This window comes from Actinoplanes sp. NPDC048796 (genome assembly GCF_040650035.1).
GTDB lineage: Bacteria > Actinomycetota > Actinomycetes > Mycobacteriales > Micromonosporaceae > Actinoplanes.
Window position 1 is genome coordinate 472,223 of sequence record NZ_JBEZGO010000002.1, and the last position, 23,803, is coordinate 496,025.

Genomic DNA, 23,803 nt, shown 5'->3' on the forward strand with positions numbered 1-23,803 from the left:
TGGGGATGGTCGGGTCCGCTCAGCGTAGTCCGGGGCCGCACGGTGCACCGATACGCCGTGCGCGAGGATGGTGGGATGCGGATCGTGGTCCTTTCCGGCGGCATCGGCGGCGCCAAATTCCTCGTCGGTGCGCGCGCGCACGCCAAGGCGATCGGCGCGGAGGTCACCGCGGTCGTCAACGTCGGCGACGACGTACGCATGCACGGCCTGCAGATCTGCCCCGACCTGGACAGCGTGATGTACACGCTCGGTGGCGCCCACGACCGCGAGCGCGGCTGGGGCCGGGTCGGCGAGTCGTGGGTGGTCAAGGAGGAGCTGGCCGCCTACGGCGCCGAGCCGTCGTGGTTCGGCCTGGGCGACAAGGACACGGCCACTCATCTCGTACGGACCCAGATGCTCACCGCCGGCTACCCGCTCTCGCAGGTCACGGCCGCCCTGTGCACCCGCTGGCAGCCCGGCGTGACGATCCTGCCCGCCACCGACGACCGGCTCGAGACCCATGTCGTGGCCGACGTCGAGGGCGAGCGCAAGGCGATCCACTTCCAGGAGTGGTGGGTGCGCTACCGCGGCGACGTGCCGACCCACCGGTTCGTCTTCGTCGGTGCGGAGGCGGCCAAGCCCGCCCCGGGCGTGCTCGACGCGCTGGCCTCGGCCGACGTGGTGCTGATCGCCCCGAGCAACCCGGTGGTCAGCATCGCGCCCATTCTGGCCGTCGGCGGCCTGCGCGAGGCGCTGGCCGGCGGCGGCGCGCCGGTGGTCGGCGTCTCCCCGATCATCGGTGACTCGCCGCTGCGCGGCATGGCCGACAAGTGCCTGGCCACCATCGACGTCGAGGTCAGCGCGGCCGCGGTCGGCCGCCTCTACGGCGCCCGCTCCGCCGGCGGCGTGCTCGATGGCTGGCTGGTCGACTCCAGCGACGCCGGCGCCGAGGTGCCCGGCGTGCCGACCCGGGCCGTCCCGCTCTGGATGAGCTCCGAGGAGGCCACCGCCCAGATGGTCGCGGACGCCCTGTCCCTGGCCGGCGTCGCGTGACCCTGCTCTCCTCCCGCGCCTGGACGGCCCACCTGAGGGGAAGGATGTCCTTGTGACTGATGGGCTCGAGATCCGGCCGGTGCGCGGCATCGGCGACGTGGTGGCCGGCGACGACCTGGCCGGCCTGATCACCGCGGCCGCGCCCTGGCTGGCCGACGGCGACGTACTGGTGGTCACCAGCAAGATCGTCTCCAAGGCGGAGGGCCGCCTGGTCGAGGTGCCGGCCGACGGCCCCGAGCGGGACGCCGCCCGCGCCGCCGCCCTGGAGTCCGAGACGGCCCGGGTGGTCGCCCGCCGCGGCCCGACCACGATCGTGCAGACCCACCACGGCTTCGTGATGGCGGCGGCCGGCATCGACGCCTCCAACGTGGACAAGACCCACCTGGTCCTGCTGCCCGCCGATCCCGACGCCTCGGCCCGCCGGCTCCGCGCCGACCTGCGCGCCCGCGGCCTCGACGTCGGCGTCATCGTCTCCGACACGATGGGCCGGGCCTGGCGCAACGGCCTGACCGACGTGGCCCTGGGCGCGGCCGGCATCGAGCCCGTCCGCGACCACCGGGGCGAGACCGACCCGTACGGCAATCAGCTGGAAATCACCCAGATGGCCGTCATCGACGAGCTGGCCGCGGCCGGCGAGCTCGTGAAGGGCAAGGTCGACGCGGTGCCGGTCGCCGTCGTCCGCGGCTACCCGCGCTCCGGCATCCGCGACTCGGACGGCGCCGCGGTCCTGCTCCGCGACGCCGCCAGCGACATGTTCAGCCTGGGCACCACCGAGGCCGTCGCCACCGGCCTGCGCACCGCCGCCCAACTGCCCGACGGCCCGCGGGCCGCCCTGCCCGGCCTGCCGACCGACCCGGCCGCCGTCGACCGGGCCCTGGCCCTGATCGCGGGGACCCTGTCGCACGCCACCGTCATCGCCCCGGCCGAGGCGATCACCGGCAGCGGGGCCACCGCCGCCTTCCACCTGAGCACCCGCGACGCGAGCCCGGCCGGCTTCATGCGCCTGGGCGCCGACGCCCACCGCCTGCGCGCGGCCCTGGCCGCCGAGGGTGTGGTCACGTTGTCGCTGCCGCACGAGGACGGCATCCGTCTCGATCTCTCGGGCGCCGCCCGCTAAGCCGGCGCCGGCGCCGACCCGTTGCCTTCAGTCCTTGGCGTCCCACTCGGCGAGGAACTCGTCGAGGAAGTTCGACAGGACCTCGTGACGGTGTTCGGCGATCCGAGCGCCCGCCTTGGTGTTGATCCGGTCCTTGAGGAGTAGCAGCTTCTCGTAGAAGTGGTTGACCGTCGTGCCCTTCGCCGCCCGGTACGCCGCCACGTCGGCGTGCATGGTGGGGGGCACGTCGGGGTCGTGCATGAGGCGCTTGTCCCAGCCGCCGTACGCGAAAGCCCGGCCCACGCCGATCGCGCCCAGCGCGTCCAGCCGGTCGGCGTCCTGCACGCACTGGCCCTCGAGGCTCAACGGGACGTCGGCCACCCCGGCGCCCTTGTAGGACAGGTGCCGGATGATGTGGGCGACCGCCTCGGCGGTCTCGGCCTCGACGCCCTTGCCGATCAGCCAGGCCTGGGCGAGCTGCGGGCCGGCCTCCTCGCTGCCGGAGAACTTGTAGTCGGCGATGTCGTGCAGCAGGGCGGTCAGCTCCACCACGAAGAGGTCGGCGCCCTCCTCGCGGGCGATCCGCAGCGCCGTACGGCGGACGCGGTCGGCGTGGAACCAGTCGTGCCCGGTGGCGTCGGCGCCCAGTCGCTCGCGGACCAGCTCTTCGGCCGCGCTGATCACCGTGGCCCGGAAGTCGTCGTCAGACATCCGGGCACTCTACCGCCCCCGCATACCAGAACAAACTCGACCGCACCCTCACATAAGGGTGCAGTTCGACTTCGCCGCGCCGATCTTATGGGAAGGCCTTCACCTCGAGGAGGCCGACCGAGGCGGCGCCCCTGCATCAGGATCCGGAGCCGGGTGGTGTCGACCGGGGCGAAGGTGACGGTGTTGTAGGCGTCTGGCCGGTTTCCGGCCAGGCACCCCACCGGGGATTGACGGTGTCGCTGATCGCCAGGTCGGCGCTGTTGAAGGCGGTGAAGGCCGGGTTGATGTCGGGTTCGCCGCCGGCTCCGTCGCAACCGCGGTCCGGATTGAACATGAGATAGGTGCCGGAGGAACAGGCGTACCCGATTTCGGCGTCACCGCCGACGACGACGGTGCCGGAAAGGTTGGCGCCGCCCTGGATGAGGGCGTTGTCCTTGACGATGGCGTTGCCTCCGACGGTGCCGCCGTTGACCCAGCCGAGGCCTTCGACGCGGGCGTTGCCGGTGACGGTTCCGGCCATCACAGCGGCTTTCGGCCCGACGTAGGCGGAGGCGGCGACGTTGGCGCCCGCGGCGACCCAGCCGCCGCCGTTGGTGTGCCAGCGGCCGCCGCCGGCCGGGGCCGGCTTGACGTAGCCGGGTTCGAATCCCGACGGGGTGGCGCCGACGACGCGGAACTCGTACGGGAAACGGCGTGCCTTGGTGTAGCCGTCGAGGAAACCGTAGTGCGGCACGGCGGTCGGGGTGGCGGTGACGACCAGCCAGACCTCTGTCTCGCCGGCCTGGAGCTGGAAGCCGATCTGCCCGTCGACGCCCGTGTGCAGCGCCGAGTAGCGCGGGACGCCGTTGCGGATCGCGACCAGGCCGAACGTCCAGCCACTGGCGCCGGTCTCGGTGTGGCCCTTGAGCCGAAGTTTGACCAGGCTCCCGGCGGCGGTGGGGACGAGCTTGATTTTGTGGTAGCCGTAGTCGGAGGGCGCGACGCGGGCGTTGACGCGGTAGTGGTCGAGGCTCCGGTCGACGGCTTCGACGTTGCCGCCGTTGTAGGCGTTGAGGAAACCGGCGCCGTAGACGTTGTCGATGAACGGCATGAGGGTGGACCGGTTGCCGAAGTCGTAGGTGACGGTACGGGTGGCGTACTCACCGACGCGCCGGTTGAGTTCGGCTTGGGTGATGCCGGCGAGGCGGCGGTAGACCTCGAGCGGGTGTTCGTTGTCGCGGGCTTCGTTCCACATTCGGTTGAACATGCCGATGCCGTCGCGATCCTTGATGTACTGCGCGAGCATCCAGTTGCCGTAGTGGTGGCGGCTGGAGCTGTAGTACAGGTTCTCCGAGCGCAGGAACCGGGTCAGGTCGCCGGCGGCCGTGGCCGGCAGGGCCTGCATCGCCATGAACTCGGCGCTGGTCTCCCAGAACGTGCCGGCCGCGGGGTCGGTGAAGCCGAAGCCGGGGCGTCCGAGGAAGGTGTAGTTCTGGAACACGTGGGCGAGTTCGTGGGCGACTCCCCAGGAGCCGGGCAGCGCCGCACCCGGGGCGAGGTTGATGACGCCGACCTTGCCGTCGACCGATCCGCCGGATGCCCAGGCGTTGAGTTCGGCACGGTTCCAGGTGTTGGTGACGATCACGATGATCTTGTGCTGGGCCAGCAGTCCGGACTCCGGCGTGAACCTCATGGTGTCCACGTAGAAGCTGTACAGGCGCTCGAGCTGGCCGATGACGTCGGCCGGGTCGAAGTTGTAGGGCGCGGGGGCCGATACCGGGTTGACGCCGGACTTCTCACCCCACAGCAGTACGAAGTTGTTCGACTCACGGGTACGGTTCGCGGCCCAGGGCACCTCACCGGTCCGGGCCCATCGCTCGGGGATGTAGACGGTCTTGGCGGCCGCGGACGCCGGGGTGGCGAGTCGCGGCGTCAGAGTCACGCCCGTGAGCAGCGTGAGGGCGAGGAGAACGACCAACCAGGGTCGCCAAGCTTGCACCCGGGGAAGCTGCATTCGACACCACCCATCCCAAGGTTGTGGGGTGCCTGCGGCGGAGATTCGCAGGTCGATGGCGATTGAGCGCCATCTATGCGAGCTACCCTGACGTACGAAAACGTTTTCGGCAATGTTTCGAGACGATGAACCCGGCGAGCGGACGGCCGCGCCGAGAGGAGCGCGGCCGCAGGGGGTGGGTCACACGTAGTCGTGCTCGCCCAGTTCCTTCAGCTCGTCGACCAGGTGCTTGACCTCCTGGGCGCGCTCGCGGGGGCAAACCAGGACGGCGTCCGGAGTGTCCACGATGATCAGGTCACGGACGCCCATGGCGGCGACCAGGCGGCCCGGTGTGGGCACGACGACCAGGCCCTCGGTGTCGCGCAGCAGGACGCCCGACTTGGTGTCCGCCTCGACGGCCTGGCCGACCACCACGTTGCCGGACGGGTCGGCCGCCAGCACCTCGCCCAGGGTGTGGAAGTCGCCGACGTCGTTCCAGCCGAAGTCGCCGGGCACGGTGCCGACCCGGCCCACAGTGGCCGCGCCCTCCATGACCGCGTAGTCGACCGAGATGCGGGGCAGGGTCGGCCACACCTCGCCGAGCACCTCTTCGCGCTCGGGCGAGTCCCAGGCCGCGGCGATGCGCGAGACGCCGGCCGCCAGTTGCGGCTGCTGACGGGAGAGCTCGGCCAGGAACGCGTCGACACGCCAGACGAACATGCCGGCGTTCCAGAGGTAGTTGCCCGACTTGACGTAACTCTCGGCTACGTCGTACGTCGGCTTCTCCTTGAACTCCTCGACGCCGAGCACGGGGTCCTCGCCGACCGCGCCGCCGCACTGAAGGTAGCCGTATCCGGTTTCCGGGCGTGTCGGCGTGATGCCCAGCGTCATCAGCAGGCCCTGCTGGGCGCCGACCATCGCCTTCTTGATGACCTCGGTGAACCGCTGCTTGTCGGCGATCAGGTGGTCCGACGCGAACGAGCCCATGATCGCCTGCGGGTCGCGGCGGGCGATCACCGCCGCGGCCAGGGCGATCGCCGCGCAGGAGTCGCGTGGGGACGGTTCGACCAGGACGTTCGTGTCGGGGATGGCGTCGAGCTGGCGGGACACCGCGGCCGCGTGCGCCACACCGGTGACCACGAAGATGCGGTCGAGCGGCGCGAGCAGGTCGAGGCGCTGCACCGTCGCCTGCAACAGCGAGGCGTCAGTGCCGGTCAGCGGGTGAAGGAATTTCGGGTGACCTGCCCGGGACAGAGGCCAGAGGCGAGTGCCCGTGCCACCGGCCAGCACGACACCGTAGAGTCCACCGAATTGATCGCTCATGTGCACAGAGTGTAAAGGTCAGAGGGCCGCGACTCGTTTCCAGGTTGTGACATGTACCTCGGCGCTCGACTGCCACGTGAACTCCTTGGCCCGGTCGAAGCCGGCCTTGGCGAGGGTCAGCCGGCGGGGCTCGTCGTGCAGCAGATCGGCCAGGTCGGAGGCGATCCGGTCGGGGTCCTCGGTGGTGTACGCGACCGCGTCGCCGCCCACCTCGGGCAGGGAGAGCCGCGGGGTGGTGAGCACCGGCGTGGCGCAGGCCATCGCCTCGAGGATCGGCAGGCCGAAGCCCTCGCCGAACGACGGGTAGCAGGCGACCAGCGCGCCGCCGAGGAAGCCGGGCAGGTCGGCGTAGCGCAGGTAGCCCGGGCGCAGCAGGCGCAGGTGGGACGGCACCTCGGCCACCGCGCGGTCGATCTCGTCGTCGTGGCCCTGGCCGCCGGCCAGCACCAGCGCCGGCGGGTGCGGCCAGTCGGCGACCGCGCGGGCCCAGCCGCGGATCAGGTTGGGCACGTTCTTGCGGGGCTCCTTGGCCCCGAGGAACGCGACGTAACCGGAGTCGTTGAGGCCGAGGCGGGCGCGCACGCGCGCTTTCTCCTCCTCGGTCGGCGCGTGGAACGCGGCCTGGTCGACGCCGTGGTAGGCGACGTCGATCCGGGTCGGGTCGGCGTCGAGCAGGCGGATCAGCTCGTCGCGGGTGGCCTTGCTGGGCACGATGACCCGGGCCGCCCGGCGCAGCGACGTCTTGATGGCGCTGCGGAAGAACGTGCGCTTGGTGTTGTCGTAGTGCTCCGGCTCGGTGAAGAACGTGGCGTCGTGCACGGTCACCGTGACGGGGCAGCCCGCGCGCAGCGGGCACGTGTAGAACGGTGAGTGCAGTACCTGGGCGCCGACCTGCTGGGCGAGCAACGGCAGGCCCGTCTGCTCCCAGGCCAGTCGGGCCGGCCGGTGGGCGACCGCGGCCGGGCCGGCGATCACCTCGGCCTTGTCGTCGAGCATGCGGCTGTAACGCTCCGCATCCGAACGCTGGGCCACGACGGCCAGATCGACCCGGTCGGGGTCCATCCGTCCGAGGGCGCCGAGCAAGCCGTCGACGTATCTGCCGACGCCTCCTCGGTCAGCGGGGACGCTGGTGGCGTCGACGAGCACTCGCGGGGGGCGACCGGCGGTCACGAGGCAACTCCCAAAGAGGTTGTAATTCAGACCACTGGCAAGACTACGCCCGCAATGCATCGCGCATGTGACGGCGACACCGCCTTGTTCCCAGCGTTTCGGCGAACTCATCGCGCGTCCAGGATCGATTACGGACGGTCACGACACTATCGTGGTCGAAGTGCAATCGACGATCCCGCAGGTTCTCGCCGCAGCCGTCCGGAATGACCCGGCTTCGCCGCTGCTGACCTTCTATGACGACACCAGTGGTGACCGCACCGAATTGTCCGGGGTGACGCTGGACAACTGGGTCTCGAAGACCGCGAATCTGCTGGTCGACGGCCTCGGCCTGAGTAAGGGCGACACCGCCGCCGTGCAGCTGCCGCCGCACTGGCAGACCGCGGCGATCCTGCTCGGCGTGTGGTCGGCCGGCCTGGCCGCCGAGACCGGGGACACAGCGTCGGCCGATGTCGTGGTGACCACGCCAGGACAGACCAGTACGACAAAAGCACCAGACAGGTACGCCACGGGCCTGCTGCCGTTCGCGATGCCGCTGCGCGAGCTGCCGGCCGGCTACGCCGACTACGTCCTGGAGGTACGCCAGCACGGCGACTACTTCCCCGGGCAGCCGGTCGCCGCCGACGACAAGGCGCTCGACGGCCGTACCCACCGAGAGGTCCTGGCCGCCGCGGCGGAGATCGCCATCCCGGCCGGGGCCCGCGTCCTGATCGACGCGGGCAGGCACCCCGACCCGGTCACCTGGCTGCTCGCCCCGCTGGTCGCGGGTGCCTCGGTCGTGCTCTGCGCCAACCTGGACCCGGCCAGGACGGCCGCGCGGGCCGAATCCGAGAAGGTCAGCCTCGTGCTCTGAACAGTTTCTCGAACTCGAGCAGCGACGACGGGTTGGCCAGGGCGCCGGCCGCGGCCGCCGACTCGACCGGCGTGCCGGTGAGAATGCGCTTCACCGGCACCTCGAGCTTCTTCGACGACAGGGTGCGCGGCACCGCCCGTACGGCAAATATCTCGTCGGGGACATGCCGGGGCGACAGCGCCGCACGCAGCTCTGCACCGATCCGCTTGCGCAGGGCGTCGTCGAGGGTGACGCCCTCGGCCGGCACGACGAACAGCAGCAGCTCGCCGTTGGGGTTGCCGTCCTGCTCGAGGTGCACGACCACCGAGTCGGCGATCTCGGGCAGGCTCTCGACGACCGAGTAGAACTCGGCGGTGCCCAGCCGCACGCCGCCGCGGTTGAGCGTGGCGTCGGAGCGGCCGGTGATCACACAGCTGCCGTCGGCGCCGATGGTGATCCAGTCGCCGTGCCGCCACACGCCCGGGAAGTAGTCGAAGTACGCCTCGCGATAGCGCTTGCCGTCGGGATCGTTCCAGAAGCCGACCGGCATGCTCGGCATCGGGGCGGTGATCACCAGCTCGCCCAGCTCACCGATCACCGGCTTCCCGGCCGGGTCGTACGCCTCGACCCGAGCCCCCAGCGCGCGACAGGCGATCTTGCCCTCGACCACCGGGAGCAGCGGAACCGCGCCGACGAAGCCGGTGCAGACGTCGGTGCCGCCGGACAGCGACTGGAGTTGCAGCTCCGAGCCGACCGCCTCGTACACCCAGTCGAAGCCCTCCGGCGGCAGCGGCGCGCCCGTCGAGCCGATGCCCTTGAGCCGCTTGCGCGGGGTCAGGCCGGCCTTGCGACAGGCCATGATGTACGGCGCCGAGGTGCCGAAATAGGTGATGCCGGCCTCGTCGACGAGATCCCACAGCGCCGACATGTCCGGGAAACCCGGGTTGCCGTCGAACAGCACGATGGCCGCGCCCACCGCCGGGGCGCTGACCAGGAAGTTCCACATCATCCAGCCGGTCGTGGTGAACCAGAAGAAGCGGTCGCCCGGGCCCAGATCGTGGTGCAGGGCGAGCATCTTCAGGTGTTCCAGCAGGATGCCGCCGTGCCCGTGGACGATCGGTTTGGGCAGGCCGGTGGTGCCCGAGCTGTAGAGCACGTACAGCGGATGATCGAACGGCACGTGCGCGTACGCCATCGGCTCGTCGCCATGAAGCTCGGCGAACTCGCCGCCACCGTGCAGGTAACCGATGGTCACCAGGTGCTCGATCGACGGGAGCGCGGCGACGATGGCCGCCACCTCCTCGCGGCGATCCACGGCCTTGTCGCCGTACATGTAGCCGTCGACGGCGACGAGAACCTTGGGCTCGATCTGCTGCCAGCGGTCGATGACGCTGCGTACGCCGAACTCGGGCGCGCACGACGAGAAGATCGCGCCGAGGCTGGCGGTGGCGAGCATCAGAACGTACGTCTCGGGGATGTTCGGCGCATAAGCCGCGACCCGGTCGCCCGGGCCGACACCGCGGGCTTTCAGCCCGGCCCGGACCTGGCGGACCTCCTCGCGCAACTCACGCACGGTGAGTTGCTTGCGGTCACGGCTTTGGCTGTACGCGATGACGACCGGCTCATCCTCGCCGAGCCCCGGCGCGCGCAGGACGTGCTCGGCGTAGTTGAGAGTGGCGCCGGGGAACCACTTCGCCCCGGGCATTTCGGCTTTTTGAAGGACTGCGGTCGGTTTGTCATGGCTGATGACATCGAAATAGTCCCAAATCGATTGCCAGAAGCCGGGCAGGTCGTCGACGGACCACTGCCACAGCGCCGCGTAGTCGTCGTCGGCCCGGCCCAGCCAGGACATGTAGCGCCCGATGCGCGAGGTCTGGAGGACATCGGCCGGCGGCTCCCACAACACTGTGCCCGTCATGCGCTCACCTTAACGTTCATTCACCTGCTCCTGCCGGGCCCGCTGGATGGCCGTCCGGCGCGACAGACGGTGCTCCCGCCTGATCAGAGCCTCGCGGAAACGGCGCTCGTCGTCCATGTGCTCAGGCAACACCGGTGGCACGTTCCGTGGGTGGCCCGCCACGTCCACCGCCACGAACACAAGGTATGCGGTGGCGACGGTCAGCGGCTCCGGGCTGACCACGTCCCAGCGCTCGGCGACCAGCTTGACGCCGACCTCCATCGAACTGGTGCCGGTCCAGTTCACCTGCGCGTAAGCGTGTACGAGGTCACCGACCCGCACCGGCTCGAGGAACAGGATCTCGTCGATGGCGGCGGTCACGGCGGTGCCGCCGCTGTGCCGGGCCGCGGCCGCCCCCGCCACGTCGTCGACGAACTTCATCAGCACGCCGCCGTGCACCGTCCCGTACAGATTGACGTCCACCGCGGTCATGATCCGGCTCAGCGTGACCCGCGAATACGACGTCGGCCGGCCGGTGGGCTGCTCACTCATGCGCCGTAGATTACGGGGCTTGCGGGCCGGCGCTACGGTGCCTGAGCAGCGGGAAAACATGGGAGACAAACCTTGCGCCACTTCAGGTCGATCTTGTACGCCGTCGTGCTGGCCCCGGCGGTGTGGATCCTCGCCGGTGCGGGCTTCACCCAGGACCTGACCACCCGCGGCCGCGACGACTTCGCCGTCGAATCCCTGGGCGGCCTGTCCCTGCTCCTGCTGGCCGGCGCGGCGTACGCCATCCTGCTGTCGGCCCCGATCTCCCCGGCCGGCCCACTGCTGGCCGGCCTGACCTTCCTGGGCGTCTCGATCTGGGCCCTGACGGCGCCGTCCGACTACGCCGCCCAGTGGCCGGCGAACGTCGCGAAGGAAGGCTTCGACCTCAGCCGCCCCGGCTACGGCCTGGCCGCGATGCTGGCGATTCCCCTGCTGTGTACGGCGTTGAGCGCGCGCCGCTGGGAACGATACGAGCCCCCGGTCCTCCCGCTGATCGGCCAGATCGGCCGCTTCCGGGGAGCCGCGCCGGCCCCGAGCACCCCGGCCGCCGTCCTGGAGACCACTGTCATCAGGCCCCCGTCCGACCCCGACCCGACCACGGTCCTGCGGCTCACCCCCAAGCCCACATCCACCGACAGCACCACGGCCGTGGTCGTCCCCGGCAGCGACCCGACGGTCGCCGCCGGCTCTCTGCCCAACGCTCCGACGGCGGCCACATCGCCGCTCCCCAACAACGAACCGACGGCAGCAACCACCCACGGCGAACCCACAGCGGTCATCGCAAGCGACGAGCCCACCGCCGCCACCACCCACAGCGAGCCCACAGCGGTGATCGCAAGCGACGAGCCCACCGCCGCACCTACAAGCAGCGACTCCACAACGGTCATCGCCGGCGACGAGCCCACCGCAACAGCCACGGACAGCGACGCCACGACGGTCATCGCCGGCGAACCGACCGTGAACACGCCGGCCGCCCCGCAGCTCGACGTCGAACCGGTCGCTACGGAGAACGCCCCCGAGGAACGCACTCTCGAATCGGCTCCCCGGCCGATCGCTTCTCCCGCGCAGTCGATGACCGCCGCGACTTCCCCGGACGGGGCTGCCTCCACCGCCGGCGAGCCCATCGAAGCTTCCGCCCCAAAGGCGGCAGATGCGTCCGCGCCGGCGGAGACTCCCGACATCACCCGATCCCTCACCACGCCAGACCCCGACACCACCCGAGCCCTCACCACGCCAGACCCCGACACCACCCGAGCCCTCACCACGCCAGACCCCGACACCACCCGGTCTTTCACAGCGCCAGATCCCGATCAGACCCAAGCGATCAAGCTCACCGCGCTGTCCCCGGCAGAGGACGATCCGGCGAGCGCCGATTCAGCGACCGGCCATCCGGGGAGCGCCCACCCGGCGACCGGCGACCCGACGACCGGCGATTCGGCGGGCGGCGATTCGGCGAGCGGCACGAACGGTGAAGAGCTTGCCAACCGCGTGGATAGCGCGAACGGTGTCGAAGCGGCCGACGCCGGGGATGCTGATGGGGATCGGACGCAGGTGATTCGGCTTTCGGAGGCGGATGGGGCTCAGGTCGTCCGGGAAGATTCGGTGGAGTCTCAGGCCCAGCGGGGTGGCGCGATCTCCATTGTGGATGCGGAGCAGCCCGACATCGCTGATGATCCGACCAGCCGTATCGTGCCGGCGGCGGCTCGTGCGGGAAAGCCGGCTGAGCGGGCGATGACCGTGATGAGCATGGAGCGGCCGCCGGACGAGATCCCCGCCCAGCGGACGCCCTCCGACGGCCAGCGCCCCTGATTTAGGGCTTGTCGGACCTGGCCTACCCGGTCGTGACCGAGTTGCAGGTGGAGAAGCGGACCCGCTGGCGGCGGACCGGGCCGAGGACGTGCTGCTCAGCCGACTGCTGGGCCGAGCGTCACCCGGAAGAGTTTCGTACAGATGATCGAAGATTGTAGTATCATCCACGCATGACGTCCCCGGATGACGTGCCTCTCAGTAAGCGACAACGGCAGATCTACGCGATGATCCGCGACTGGATCGACCGCCATGGCTACCCGCCGACCATCCGTGAGATCGGTGCCGCGGTCGGGCTCGACTCGCCGTCGTCGGTCGCGCATCAGCTCGGCGTCCTCGAGGAGCGCGGCCTGATCCGCCGGGGTGCGCGCGGCTCGCGGGCGATCGACATCCGCACCGAGAGCGACGGCAACGTCTCGGTTCCGGTGCTGGGCGCGATCGCCGCCGGCGCGCCGATCCTGGCCGACGAACACGTCGAGGAACAGCTCACCCTGCCGGTCAGCCTGGTCGGCAAGGGAACGCTCTTCGCCCTGCGGGTCAAGGGTGACTCGATGGTCGAGGCCGCGATCTGCGACGGCGACACCGTCGTGGTCCGCCAGCAGCAGGTCGCCGAGGACGGCGAGATCGTCGCCGCCATGCTCGACGGCGAGGCGACGGTGAAGGTGCTGCGCCGCGCCAGCGGCCACGTCGAGCTGGTGCCGCGCAACCCGGCCTACGACGTGATTCCCGGCGACGGCGCCACCATCCTCGGCAAGGTCGTCAGCGTCCTCCGGCGCATATAAACAAGCGCCCTCCGGCGCATACGGACAGGCGCCCCCGGCGCATACAGACAAACGTCCCCCGGCGCATACAGACAAATGCTCGGGCCGCGCCTCCGCAGAGACACGGCCCGAGCACCGGGGTGGGTTTGTGCGCGGCGCCCGGCTCACGCCTTCCGCGGCGCGGGCCGGGCTCCGGCATGTGTGGGTGTCAGAGCACGCCGACGGCCTTGACGGTTCGGGGCGTCATGGCCGGCGGCGTGTCTGGCACGCCGCCTCAGCGACGCGAGTCGTGACGGTCGTTGTCGTGACGGTCGTTGTCGTGACGGTCGCGGTCGCGGTCGCCGAAGTCACGGTCGCGGTGGTCACGGTCGCGGTCGCGGAAGTCGCGGTCACGGAAGTGGTGGCCGCCGCCCCGCCAGTTCCGCTCGACCTCGAGGGCCCAGAAACCGCGGCGGAAGCCGAAGCGCACCCGGTCGCAGTCGTAGTCCTCCCAGCGGTCGAACCACTCGCCGATACGGCCGGCCTTCTCACAGTCGCGCAGCGTCCGGTAGAAGCCGACGACCTGGTCGCGGTCGTGCCGCTGCACCTTGGCGGTGGACTCGCTCTTGGCCGTCGCCGACGAGCCGCCGTCCGCCGCCAGGGCCGGGGCGCCGATCGCCGCGCTGGCCATCACACCCATGCCGATCATGGTCAGCATCCGAACTGCCTTGTTCATATCCAACCTCCAGATGTGTTTTCCGCTTACGCCACAGATCGTGGCATATCGGACATAAGAGTCTTGCGGAGGCTGATACGTACTTTCGGCTGATCTTGCTTGACCGTTTGTCAGGTTTTAAGTCGGTTCTGGATAGTTCGCCACGCGCAGGCGCCACCGAAAGATCGCCAGCGTCCCGCCCGTGCAGATGAGCCACACCAGGGCGGCGTGCCCGAGACCGCGCCACACCATATCGAAGCCGCCGCCGTCCACCGCGTACGTGCCGATCTCGCGTGTGGACCAGAACGGCATCAGCTTGGCGACCGAGCCCGCCGGGTCGGCCAGCATCTGCACCGCGCACACGCTGAGCAGGGCCAGGGCACCCTCCAGCTCGCGCGGCAGCAGCGCGCCGATCAGGCTGCCGAGCGGAGCCGCGGCCAGCGCCGTCACCGCCATCATGAGACCGGCCACCCACCAGTGCCGCAGGTCCTGGTCGACGCCGACCAGCAGCCAGTAGCCGAGCGCCACGGCGAGACCGACGCCCGACATCGCGGCCAGCCGGCCACCGATGATGCTCGCCGTCGACGCGCCGGTCAGTCGCAGGCGCGGATCCACGCTCCGCGAGGCGTTCACCACGAACAACGTCAAAGTGGACACTGACCACCCGATGCCCAGGGCCAGCATGCGCGTCGACTGGCCGGCGAGGTCACGGCGTACGAGATAGAACCAGAGCGGAAGCGCGACCACCAGAACCAGCGCCGCCCACCGGCGGGACACCTCGCGAGCACACAGGCTCGCCACCACGAAGGCCGTCACAGCGCGCCCAGGTCGAGTACGTGGTCGACGTTCCGCAGGTCGTGCAGCAGGTGGGTGACGACCACGACGGCCCGGCCGGCGTCGCGCCAGGCGAAGACCTGCTGCCAGAAGTCGAGGTACGTGCCCTGGTCGAAGCCCTGGTACGGCTCGTCGAGCAACAGCAGATCGGGCGCGTGCAGTTCGCCGAGCACCAGGTTGAGCTTCTGCCGTGTACCGCCGGACAGGTGTTGCGCGGGCTGCCCGGTGTTCGGCCGCCAGGCCAGCCGGGCCGCCAGGTGGACGCCGGTGGAGCGGGCCCGGCCGGGCACCATGCCGGCCGCCGCGCCGAAGAGCGTGAAGTGCTCCTCCGCGGTCAGCCAGCCCGCCGTGCCGCCGTCCTGGGGGACGAAGCCGACGCGCCGGGTCCGGCGCACCTCGCCGGTGCTGGGCCGGATCAGGCCCGCGCAGATCTTGAGCAATGTGGACTTGCCACAGCCGTTGGCGCCGACGATCGCGGCCACCTCACCGCCTCGTACCCGCAGATCGACGCCCGCGAAGACGGTGCGGCGGCGGTAGCGTTTGCCGACACCGGTGAGGCTCAGCAGCACCGGGCCGGGCGCCAGCCGACGGGCGGAGGCCGAAGAGTTGAGCTCGGCGACCAGATGCCGGGCGTACAGGTGAGCCGGGCCGAAGACGTCGGCCGGCGGTGCCCCGTGTTCGGCCGACTGCTGGGCCGTCTCGGCGGTCAGCTGCCGGGCCCGCACCGGTTGCAGGCCGAGGCGCAGCAGCTCGGTCTCGAACAGCTCGGGCCAGTCGCTCATCGGGCCGCCCGCGCTTCGATGAGGGCGTCCACGCCGTCCCGGAACTGCCGCCACTCCGCCGTCTGGCCGTCGACGAACTCCCGGCCGGCGTCGGTGATCGCGTAGTACTTGCGGCGCGGCCCCGACTCGGACGGCTGCCAGTCCGGCACGGCGAGGCCCTGCTGCTCCAGGCGCAGCAGGGCCGGGTAGAGCGTGCCGCCGGGAACGTCGGCCACGCCGGCCGCGGCGAGCCGCTGGGCCAGGCCGTACCCGTAGTCGGGCCGCTCGCGGAGCATCGCGAGCAGGCAGAGATCGAGGAAGCCGTGCAACCACGGCCGAGGCGTCATGTAGTCAGACTACCTGCATAGCAGATAGTCTGACTAGCGGGTCACGCTCCTTCCGCCACCTGGTAGATCTCGTCGGCCACCAGGCCGTGGGCCTTGCGGTGTACGGCCGCGGCGGCGTCGGCCGAGGGGGCGGCGACGAGGCAGAAGATCTTGCCGTGGGCCTCGTCGACCCAGTAGCGCAGGTAGCTGACGTCGAACTCGGCCTGCGTGGCGAGGTCGGCCTGGTGTGCCTTGACGACGTCGTCGAGGTTGACGCCGCCGGCGACGGTGTGGACATCCATGTAGGTGTTCATGGCTTTCACTCTGGTCGCCGAGCCTTCCCGGCTGATCGGGAGCGGCTACCCAGTTTTCTTCGCCGGCTACCCAATCAGACCGAGGCGCCGGGCCTCGGCCGCCGCCGCCGAGCGTGTCGGCGCGCCGAGCTTGGCCAGCACGGCCGACACATGATGGTCGATCGTCTTCACCGAGAGCACGAGGTGGGCCGCGATCTCGGCGTTGGTGCGCCCGGCGCCGATCAGGTCGAGCACCTCGTGCTCCCTGCGTGTCAGCCCGGCCGGATGGGCGCGGGTGGCCGCGCGCGGCCCGACCGGCACCGATCGGACCCCACGGCTTCGCAGCAATTGCCGGGCCCGGCGGGCGGCGGGCACGGCGCCCAGCTCGTCGAACCGGCGGACCGCTTCGCGCAGGTGCTCCTCCGCGGGCGAGGCCATCAGCGACAGCGCCGCCTCGTAGCGGCTGCCGATCGTGTCCCAGCTCTCGGCCGACGCCGCGAAGTCGCCGTCGAGGAAGAGCTGGAACGGCTCGGCCACCGGCGACTTCCAGGACCTTTCCGATTGCGTACGGCGGAGCCACACCGCGACCGCACCGCGCATCCACCGGTTCGCCGCGCCCGCCACGTCGTCCGCGAGCTCGGCCTCGCGCCGCGCCTCGTCCCGGTAGCCGGCTAACCATCGCCATTCGGCCCTGGTCAGCCGGACGTAGACGATCCACTGTGGTTCGGCCGAGCCGTCGGCGGTCACCGCCGCCTCGTCCAGCAGCGCCACGGCCTCGTCGTCGCCGCGGCGCACCAGCACCGTGGCCAGGCCGAGCAGCGGGCTGATCCGGTTGATCGGCGACGCCTCGACCTCGGTGAGGAGCCGGCGGCCGAGCCGGGCCGCCTCGTCCCAGCGGTCGGTGCGGGCCAAGCTGACCGTGCGCTCGCCGCGCATGCAGGTGCCGAACGCGGAGACGTCACGCTCGTCGCAGAAGGCGATGCCGGTCTCGTACCACGGCTCGGCCTCGGCGTAGCGGCGCTCGCAGGTGAGAACACCGTAGAAATTGGTGTACGCGCGGCCGGCCTGCTCCTCCAGCCCGTGCTCCTGGGCGACGCGCAGGGCGGCGGTCATCTCGGCCGCCCAGTGCTGATCGCCTATCGACAGCGCGCACGCCTGCGTGTTCAGCGCGTCGCTGAGGATCGCGGGCAGGCCCAGCTCGGCCGCGGCCTCCTGGGCCCGGACGGCCAGGTCGATCGCCTCCACGTGGCGGTCGGTGAGCATGCACTGGGTCGCCAGGTGGGCGTACGCCCGGGCCAGCTCCGGGGTTTTGCCGTGCCTTTCCAGCAGGGTCAGGGCCTGCTCGGCCGCGACCATCGCCTCGCGCCGGCGGCAGAGGGTGACCAGCGCGATCGAGAGCCGCAGCAGCGCCACGCCCTCCTTGCGCTCGTCGCCCTCGGCCCGCCACAGCTCCCGCGCCTTGGTGGCGGCGACGAGCTGATCCGCGCCCCGATCCAGAAGGGACAGTTGGGCCGAGAGACGGTCGTAGAGCTCGGCGTTCTCGGTGATCCGCAACGCCCGCTCGTACTGCGCGGCCGCCTCGCGGTGGGCGCCCAGCTCGGCCGCGCGGTCGGCCGCCCGTACGGCGTGATGAAGGGTGGCCTCGGCGTCACCGGCCGCCTCGGCGTGGAAGGCCATCTGGGCGTCGTCGTCGCTGCCCAGGTCGTGCAGGGTGGCCAGGATCGCGGCGTGCACGCGGGTCGCCCGATGGGCCGGGACGGCCTGCTCGACGGCGAGCCGGGCCAGCTCGTGCCGGAACCGCAACCAGGGCGGATCATCGACCAGCAGACCGCTCTTGAGCACTTCGTCGAGCGGCGCCGCCTCGACCAGACGCGGATCCACCCGCGACCCGGCCAGTGCCGCCGTCTCCAGCAGCGCGCGGCCCTCGGCGCTGAGTTCGGCCACGCGCGCCAGCACCGCGTCGCGGGCCGAGGCGGGCACGGCCGTGCTCCCGGCCCGGATCACCTCGGTCACGAAGAACGGGTTGCCCCCGGTCAGCCGGTGCAGCTCGGCCGCCGGAAGACAGCTGTCGCCGGCCAGGGCGCCCACGGCTTCCGGCGACAGCGGGGCCAGGTTGATCCGGCGTGTGCCGCGCAGCGCGGCCAGCCGGCCGAGCGCGATCCGCAGCGGCCCGTGCGGATCGAGCTCGTCGTCGCGGTAGGTGGCGATCAGCAGCGTGTCGCGCAACCGCCGGGCCAAGAACCGCACCAGGTCGACGGTCGCCTCGTCGGCCCAGTGCAGATCCTCGATGACCAGGACGTGCGGCCGCTGTTTCGTTTGTTCCAGCAGCGCGTCGAACAGCTCCTCGCGGGGCGCCCGGCGGCGGCACAGCTGGTCGATCTCGCCGCCCAGCTCGGCCGCGAGGTCGAACAGCGGGCCGAGCGGCCGCGGGGTGAACAGCCCGTCGCACATCCCCCAGGCCCAGCGGAGCTCGTCGCCGGTCCGCTCGCGCAGCGCCTCGACCAGGCTCGTCTTGCCGATGCCGGCCTCGCCCGCGACCAGCACGAGGCGCACCTCGCCGCCGGCGGCGTAGTCGGACAGGGAGGCGAGGGCGTGCTCGCGCTCAAGAAGACGCATGGGCCACAGTCTGGCCCGTTCGCTGCCGGCGGACAGTCGGGGAACTTACTGCGTGAACATTGCCGGACCGAGGCGCGGATCACTCCCCCCGCGCCACCGGCTGCACCTGGCCGACCGCCTGGTTCGGCGCCGAGCAGGCGGTCTGCGGCTGGGCGACGAAGACGGCGGCGGTCTCGTTCGGCGGGTAGACCCGGAAGCCGCGCACCTGGACCGGCTTGCAGGAGGCCGCGTCGACGTTCTGGTAGTCGGCGATCTGGACCGTGGCGTGCACCTTGTCGCCCGGCTCGAGGGTGACCGTCCGCTTCTCGCCCGGCGTCCGGGTAAGGCGCTGCCGACCTGCTTGCCCTGGTTGCCGGCGACGAACGAGACGCCCGGATATCCGTACAGCGTGCAGGCGAAGCCGGCGGTGTTCGCGAAGACGATGTTCTGGGTGGTGTGCCCGGCCGACCCGCCGCCCTCGTCGGCCACCGCGGTGACCTTGAGGTTCTTGCTGAGACAGGACTTGACGGCGGTCGTCGTGGTCCGTGTCGAGGTGGGCGACGGCGCGACTGCAGTAGTCGTCTCCGACGGCGCGGGCGCCTCGGTTGTGGAGGTCGTGGGACTCGTGGGAGTCGCGGCCGGGGACGCGTTGGACGAGGAGGCGCATCCGCCGGCGGCGAGGACGAGCCCGGCCGCTCCTACCGCAATGATCGTTGTCCGCATGACCCGAGAATCTCCGCGGCCGTTCCCGGGAAAACGGAACGTGATTCTCGAGTCACCGCTGAACCACCTACGGCACGAACACCGCCCGTACGCAATTGTCGTCTTTCTCCTTGAAGATGCGATAGCCCTCGGGCCCCTGGTCAAGCGGCATCACGTGCGTCGCCAGATGCTCGGTGACCAGCTCGTCCTTGGCCATCCGCTCGAGCAGCATCGGGATGTAGCGCTGGCCGTGCATCTGCGCCCCGCGCACGGTCAGGCCCTTGTTCATCAGCGCGCCGAGCGGGAACTTGTCGACGAAGCCGGCGTAGACGCCGAGCACGAAGACCGAGCCGCCCTTGCGGCAGGCGTGAATCGCCTCCCGGACGGCGATCGGCCGGTCCGTCTGCAGGCGCAACTGCTGCTTGATCTGGTCGTACGCGAAATGCGCGCCGGGCGAATGCGCCTCCATGCCGACCGCCTCGATGCACACGTCCGGCCCCCGGCCGCCGCTGCGCTCGCGCAGCTCGCCGGCGACATCGGTGCGCTCATAGTTCAGGGTCTCGGCCCCGGCGTACTTCGCGGCCTGGTCGAGACGGTTGTCCAGGCGGTCGATGACGATGACCCGGTCGGCGCCGAGCAGCGCCGCCGCCCGCGCGGCCATCTGGCCCACCGCGCCGGCGCCCCACACCGCGACCACGTCACCCGGCTTCACCCCGCCCAGGTCGGCGCCCATCCAGCCGGTCGCGGCGGAGTCCGAGGCGAACAGCGCGCGCTCGTCGCTCACCCCGTCGGGCACGGTGAACGCGCCCACGTCGGCGAACGGCACCCGGATGAACTCGGCGTGGCTGCCGGCGTTGCCGCCCATCGCGTGCGAGTAGCCGAAACACCCGCCGGGGGCCTGGCCCCACAGCGTCTCGGTGATCGCCGGATTGGTGTTGCCGTTGTCGCAGAGCGAGAAGAGCTGCTGGTCGCAGTACCAGCAGCTGCCGCAGGCGATGAACGAGGAGACCACCACCCGGTCGCCGACCCGGTGGCGCTTGACGTCCGGGCCCACCTCGACGACCTCACCCAGGAACTCGTGCCCGAGCACGTCGCCCTTCTCCATGAACGGGATGTAGCCGCCGATCAGGTGCAGGTCGGAGCCGCAGGTCACGGTCCGGGCCACCTTGACGATGATGTCGCCCGGGTTACGCAGCTCGGGATCGGGGACGGTTCCCACCGCGAGCTTGTTGACTCCCTGCCACTGCAACGCCTTCACAGCAGTCCTCCCTCACGGCCGTGCTCGGTCACTTTCCGCAGCGGCCGGTTGGCCAGCGTCTTCTCCGTCGTCGGCCGGGACGGCAACAGCACGTCGCCCACCTCCACCAGGGAGCGGGTCTCGCGCAGGGCCCGGCGGACCTCCCCCTCGCTCACCGGGGAGCCGTCCGGGACGCGTACGGAAATCTCCGTCCCTCGATCTCCCGGAGCGTCGGACAGGGTGATCTCGACGCTGTCGGCGAGCTCGCGCAGCCGGGGTGGCACCTCGGAGAGCGGCCGGTTCACCGTCACCACGTGGGTGCGACGTGGTGACGGCTTTCTGGTGGCGATCAGCGCGACGACGGCTGCGATCGGCGCGATGACGAGCAGTGCTTTCACCGTACGGCCCATGATCCGTCCCTTCGTTGGGTCATGGGCCGGATACCGCGGTGAGGCGTCGATAAACTATTCGAGGGCACCCTTGATCTTGTTGACCACATTGGCCACGCCCTGACCGTGCGCGCCCGCGCCGGTGCCGGGCTTGCCCTTGCCCATCGAGCCGTCGTAGGTGACGAACAGCTTCGGGTCCGGCGCCGGGCCCAGCGGCTTGTCGTCGGTCAGCGGCTGCGCGTCCGGCACGTAGATGATCTCGTCCTTGCCGTTGAGCGCCGGACCGCGCGCCCACCGGCCCTCGGCCGCGGTGCTCTCCGGGTCGAAGCTGTAGAACGTGTGGTTGGCCTCCGGGTGCTCGTGCTCGGCGTTGGAGTCCTCGATGCCGTTCTCGGTGAAACCGTCCTCGATGAGCTGCTCGATGCCGAGCAGCCACTGCTGCTGGTGGTAGGTGTCGCGGGCCAGGTTGAATTGCAGCATGTCCTTGACGCCGCGGTCGTCCGTCATGTTGTAGATGCGGCTGGTCTGCAGGCGGCTCTGCGCCTCGGCGGCCACGTTGGACCGGAAGTCGGCCAGCAGGTTGCCGCTGGCCACGATGTAGCCGGCGTTCCACGGCACGCCCTGGCTGTTGGTCGGCATCGGTCCGCCGCCGGTGACGATGGCGTGCTGCGGGTTCTGCCCACCCAGCACGGCCGCGAGCAGCGGGTTGGCGGCGGCCGCCTTCTCGGTGGCCTCCGACGGCGCGCCCTCGAGCAGGCGGGCCAGCATGGTCGTGAGCATCTCGACGTGACCGATCTCCTCGGTCGCGATGTCCATGATCATGTCTTTGTACTTGCCGGGCACCCGGCACGACCAGCCCTGCCACAGGTACTGCATCATCACCGTCATCTCGCCGAACTGGCCACCGACCAGCTCCTGGAGCTTGGCCGCGAAGAACGCGTCCGGCTTCTCCGGCTTGGCCTGGAACTGCAGGTAATCGACGTGCTTGAACATCACGGGCCTCCCTTGCGGTGTCGTGCGGTACGACATCCGGCTACCCGCCGTCCTGGCCCCCGCGGGTCGGCCGCGGCCTCTACGGGCCTTCGATCAAGGGCAATCGAAGCCGCATGGTGGTTGCGATCCCCTTACGACAGCGGGTGGCCCGGGTGGCGCCCTGGTTCGGACCGGCCTTCGTGGCCGCGATCGCCTACGCCGACCCCGGCAACTTCGCGACGAACTTCACCGGCGGCGCGAGCTTCGGCTACCTGCTGGTCTGGGTGATCGTGGCGGCCAACATCATGGCCATGCTGATCCAGTCGCTGTCGGCCAAGCTGGGCCTGGTGACGGGCCGCGACCTGCCCGAATGGTGCCGCGAACGGCTGCCCCGCCCGGTCGCCCGCGGCCTGTGGGTGCAGGCCGAACTGGTCGCCATGGCCACCGACCTGGCCGAGATCATCGGCGGCGCGCTGGCCCTCCACCTGCTGTTCGGCATCCCACTGCCGATCGGCGGCCTGATCACCTGCGCGGCCGCGTTCGCCCTGCTCGAACTGCACAGGCACGGCGTACGCCGCTTCGAGACGGTGATCGGCGCCCTGCTCGGCGTGATCCTGCTCGGCTTCCTCTACAACGCGCTCCGCTCCGGGGTGGACGGCGTCGCCCTGGGCGCCGGCATGATGCCATCGTTCGACGGCCCCGACAGCCTGGTCCTGGCCACGGGCATCCTCGGCGCGACGGTGATGCCACACGTCATCTACCTGCACTCGGCACTGACGAAGTCACGGGCGGCGGCCGCGGTGACACGCCGCCGGGAGGCACTGCGCTACCAGAGGGCGGACACGCTGATCGCGCTCGGCGCGGCCGGGCTGGTCAACCTGGCCATGCTGGTCATAGCGGCCCAGCTCTTCTTCGGCTCCGACGTCGAGTCGTTGGAGGGCATCCACGCGGCGTTCGCCTCGGTGCTGGACGGGCACGCGGCGACGGCGTTCGCGGTCGCGCTGCTGGCCTCCGGCCTCGCGTCCTCCAGCGTCGGAACCTACGCCGGGCAGGTGGTCATGCAGGGCTTCATCGGCCGTACGATCCCCCTGGCGGCCCGCCGCCTGATCACCATGGCGCCGGCGATGGCGGTGCTGATGCTGGGCGCCGACCCGACGAGCGCCCTGGTCTGGTCCCAGGTGGTGCTGTCGTTCGGGGTGCCGTTCGCCCTGGTACCCCTGATCTGGCTGACCCGCCGCCGAGACGTGATGGGCGACCAGGTCAACCACCCCCTCACCACAGCGGCGGCCTCGGCGGCGGCCCTGCTGATCATCGCCCTCAACGCCCTCCTGATCATCAGAACGCTGGGCTGATCTCCCCCGTCGAAGCCGGACCCTCCATCCCGCTCGCCCGCCGTTGAGTTGGCCCCGCCGTTCAACCGCCGTTGTTTGTCCGCGCTGTTGTCCGACCGCGCTGTTGCGCCGCTGTTCTGGCCGCGCCGTCGTCCTGGCCGCCCCGTCGTCCTGGCCGCGCCCGTCGTCCTGGCCGCGCCGTCGTCCTGGCCGCGCCGTCGTTCTGATCGCGCCGTCGTTCTGATCGCGCCGTCGTTCTGATCGCGCCGTCGTTCTGGCCGCGCTGTCGTTGCGATCGCGCTGTTGTTCTGATCGGCTCGGGATGACGCGCGGGCCGCATGCCGCTCGGCCGACCGACGCGGACAGGGCTCGGATCACATGCCTTTGCGTGAGCCCGGACAGGACTGCGCGCGAGGCGCATACCTTCGAGGTCAACCACGACGCGGGCGCCGCCTTGGCTCGACCAGGGCGAAAGGGTGCGCGGCGCGAATGCCGCCGACGCGGGTGTGCCTTTGGGCCGGCC

General features: G+C 70.8%; 21 protein-coding genes and 1 pseudogene. 6 read left to right on the forward strand and 16 right to left on the reverse strand.

Translation table 11 applies throughout. The annotated features are described in order from the left end of the window. The first annotated feature begins 75 nt into the window (after positions 1-75). Positions 76-1,032 (forward strand): 2-phospho-L-lactate transferase, encoded by a 957-nt coding sequence (gene cofD, locus AB0C26_RS10485; RefSeq protein WP_360244885.1) that lies wholly within the window; start codon positions 76-78, stop codon positions 1,030-1,032. Between the two features lie 52 nt (positions 1,033-1,084). Then, positions 1,085-2,149 carry a coenzyme F420-0:L-glutamate ligase gene (locus AB0C26_RS10490; RefSeq protein ID WP_360244888.1) on the forward strand — a complete coding sequence of 355 codons (1,065 nt, stop codon included), beginning with the start codon at positions 1,085-1,087 and terminating at the stop codon, positions 2,147-2,149. Positions 2,150-2,176: 27 nt separating this feature from the next. On the opposite strand, the gene AB0C26_RS10495 is transcribed toward AB0C26_RS10490, so the two are convergent. The 4 genes from AB0C26_RS10495 to AB0C26_RS10510 all read right to left on the reverse strand — a co-directional run bounded on the left by AB0C26_RS10495 (position 2,177) and on the right by AB0C26_RS10510 (position 7,304). Continuing rightward, positions 2,177-2,839: an HD domain-containing protein gene (locus tag AB0C26_RS10495; RefSeq protein ID WP_360244891.1), complete on the reverse strand. Its 663-nt coding sequence runs from the start codon at positions 2,837-2,839 to the stop codon at positions 2,177-2,179. 136 nt (positions 2,840-2,975) lie between these two features. Continuing rightward, entirely contained in the window at positions 2,976-4,760 is a 1,785-nt protein-coding gene (locus tag AB0C26_RS10500; protein ID WP_360244894.1) for a DUF6055 domain-containing protein, read from the reverse strand. A gap of 252 nt (positions 4,761-5,012) precedes the next feature. Further along, positions 5,013-6,134 (reverse strand): sugar phosphate nucleotidyltransferase, encoded by a 1,122-nt coding sequence (locus AB0C26_RS10505; RefSeq protein WP_360244897.1) that lies wholly within the window; start codon positions 6,132-6,134, stop codon positions 5,013-5,015. A gap of 18 nt (positions 6,135-6,152) precedes the next feature. Next, the gene (locus AB0C26_RS10510) at positions 6,153-7,304 is read right to left on the reverse strand and encodes a glycosyltransferase family 1 protein (protein WP_360244900.1); all 1,152 of its coding nucleotides are present in this window, start codon (positions 7,302-7,304) and stop codon (positions 6,153-6,155) included. Positions 7,305-7,464: 160 nt separating this feature from the next. Here AB0C26_RS10510 and AB0C26_RS10515 point away from each other — a divergent pair, with 160 nt between their 5' ends. Next, on the forward strand, positions 7,465-8,154 hold the full coding sequence (locus AB0C26_RS10515) for a TIGR03089 family protein (protein WP_360244903.1): 690 nt from the start codon (positions 7,465-7,467) through the stop codon (positions 8,152-8,154). Here AB0C26_RS10515 and AB0C26_RS10520 read toward each other — a convergent pair. Together AB0C26_RS10520 and AB0C26_RS10525 are read right to left on the reverse strand one after the other, a co-directional pair. Then, positions 8,138-10,051, reverse strand: coding sequence for an acetoacetate--CoA ligase (locus AB0C26_RS10520; RefSeq protein ID WP_360244906.1), 1,914 nt, complete (start codon positions 10,049-10,051; stop codon positions 8,138-8,140). The two genes, AB0C26_RS10515 and AB0C26_RS10520, sit on opposite strands and share 17 nt — an antisense overlap. Before the next feature lie 9 nt (positions 10,052-10,060). Beyond that, complete coding sequence (locus tag AB0C26_RS10525) at positions 10,061-10,582, reverse strand: acyl-CoA thioesterase (protein ID WP_360244909.1); 522 nt, start codon at positions 10,580-10,582, stop codon at positions 10,061-10,063. Positions 10,583-10,654: 72 nt separating this feature from the next. On the opposite strand from AB0C26_RS10525, the gene AB0C26_RS10530 reads away from it, so the two are divergent. Continuing rightward, positions 10,655-12,388: a hypothetical protein gene (locus AB0C26_RS10530; RefSeq protein WP_360244912.1), complete on the forward strand. Its 1,734-nt coding sequence runs from the start codon at positions 10,655-10,657 to the stop codon at positions 12,386-12,388. A 170-nt stretch (positions 12,389-12,558) separates the two neighbouring features. After that, entirely contained in the window at positions 12,559-13,167 is a 609-nt protein-coding gene (lexA, locus tag AB0C26_RS10535; protein ID WP_360244915.1) for a transcriptional repressor LexA, read from the forward strand. A gap of 253 nt (positions 13,168-13,420) precedes the next feature. Here lexA and AB0C26_RS10540 read toward each other — a convergent pair whose 3' ends face one another. The 10 genes and pseudogenes from AB0C26_RS10540 to AB0C26_RS10585 all read right to left on the reverse strand — a co-directional run bounded on the left by AB0C26_RS10540 (position 13,421) and on the right by AB0C26_RS10585 (position 21,970). Further along, positions 13,421-13,861: a hypothetical protein gene (locus tag AB0C26_RS10540; protein WP_360244918.1), complete on the reverse strand. Its 441-nt coding sequence runs from the start codon at positions 13,859-13,861 to the stop codon at positions 13,421-13,423. A gap of 117 nt (positions 13,862-13,978) precedes the next feature. Then, complete coding sequence (locus AB0C26_RS10545) at positions 13,979-14,656, reverse strand: hypothetical protein (protein WP_360244921.1); 678 nt, start codon at positions 14,654-14,656, stop codon at positions 13,979-13,981. Further along, on the reverse strand, positions 14,653-15,456 hold the full coding sequence (locus tag AB0C26_RS10550) for an ATP-binding cassette domain-containing protein (protein WP_360244924.1): 804 nt from the start codon (positions 15,454-15,456) through the stop codon (positions 14,653-14,655). The genes AB0C26_RS10545 and AB0C26_RS10550 overlap by 4 nt, the downstream gene beginning before the upstream one ends. Further along, entirely contained in the window at positions 15,453-15,782 is a 330-nt protein-coding gene (locus AB0C26_RS10555) for a PadR family transcriptional regulator (RefSeq protein WP_360244927.1), read from the reverse strand. Before AB0C26_RS10555 ends, AB0C26_RS10550 begins: the two co-directional genes overlap by 4 nt. A gap of 41 nt (positions 15,783-15,823) precedes the next feature. Next, complete coding sequence (locus AB0C26_RS10560) at positions 15,824-16,075, reverse strand: DUF4242 domain-containing protein (protein WP_360244930.1); 252 nt, start codon at positions 16,073-16,075, stop codon at positions 15,824-15,826. 66 nt (positions 16,076-16,141) lie between these two features. After that, positions 16,142-18,670 carry an AAA family ATPase gene (locus AB0C26_RS10565; RefSeq protein ID WP_360244933.1) on the reverse strand — a complete coding sequence of 843 codons (2,529 nt, stop codon included), beginning with the start codon at positions 18,668-18,670 and terminating at the stop codon, positions 16,142-16,144. Between the two features lie 79 nt (positions 18,671-18,749). Continuing rightward, a pseudogene (locus AB0C26_RS10570) lies at positions 18,750-19,372 on the reverse strand (DUF4232 domain-containing protein). A gap of 67 nt (positions 19,373-19,439) precedes the next feature. Next, on the reverse strand, positions 19,440-20,609 hold the full coding sequence (locus AB0C26_RS10575; protein WP_360244936.1) for a zinc-dependent alcohol dehydrogenase: 1,170 nt from the start codon (positions 20,607-20,609) through the stop codon (positions 19,440-19,442). Beyond that, positions 20,606-20,998, reverse strand: coding sequence for a hypothetical protein (locus tag AB0C26_RS10580; RefSeq protein ID WP_360244939.1), 393 nt, complete (start codon positions 20,996-20,998; stop codon positions 20,606-20,608). Before AB0C26_RS10580 ends, AB0C26_RS10575 begins: the two co-directional genes overlap by 4 nt. 54 nt (positions 20,999-21,052) lie before the next feature. Further along, positions 21,053-21,970: a manganese catalase family protein gene (locus tag AB0C26_RS10585; protein WP_360244942.1), complete on the reverse strand. Its 918-nt coding sequence runs from the start codon at positions 21,968-21,970 to the stop codon at positions 21,053-21,055. A gap of 113 nt (positions 21,971-22,083) precedes the next feature. On the opposite strand from AB0C26_RS10585, the gene AB0C26_RS10590 reads away from it, so the two are divergent. After that, positions 22,084-23,301: an Nramp family divalent metal transporter gene (locus AB0C26_RS10590; protein ID WP_360244945.1), complete on the forward strand. Its 1,218-nt coding sequence runs from the start codon at positions 22,084-22,086 to the stop codon at positions 23,299-23,301. The last annotated feature ends 502 nt before the right edge of the window (positions 23,302-23,803 follow it).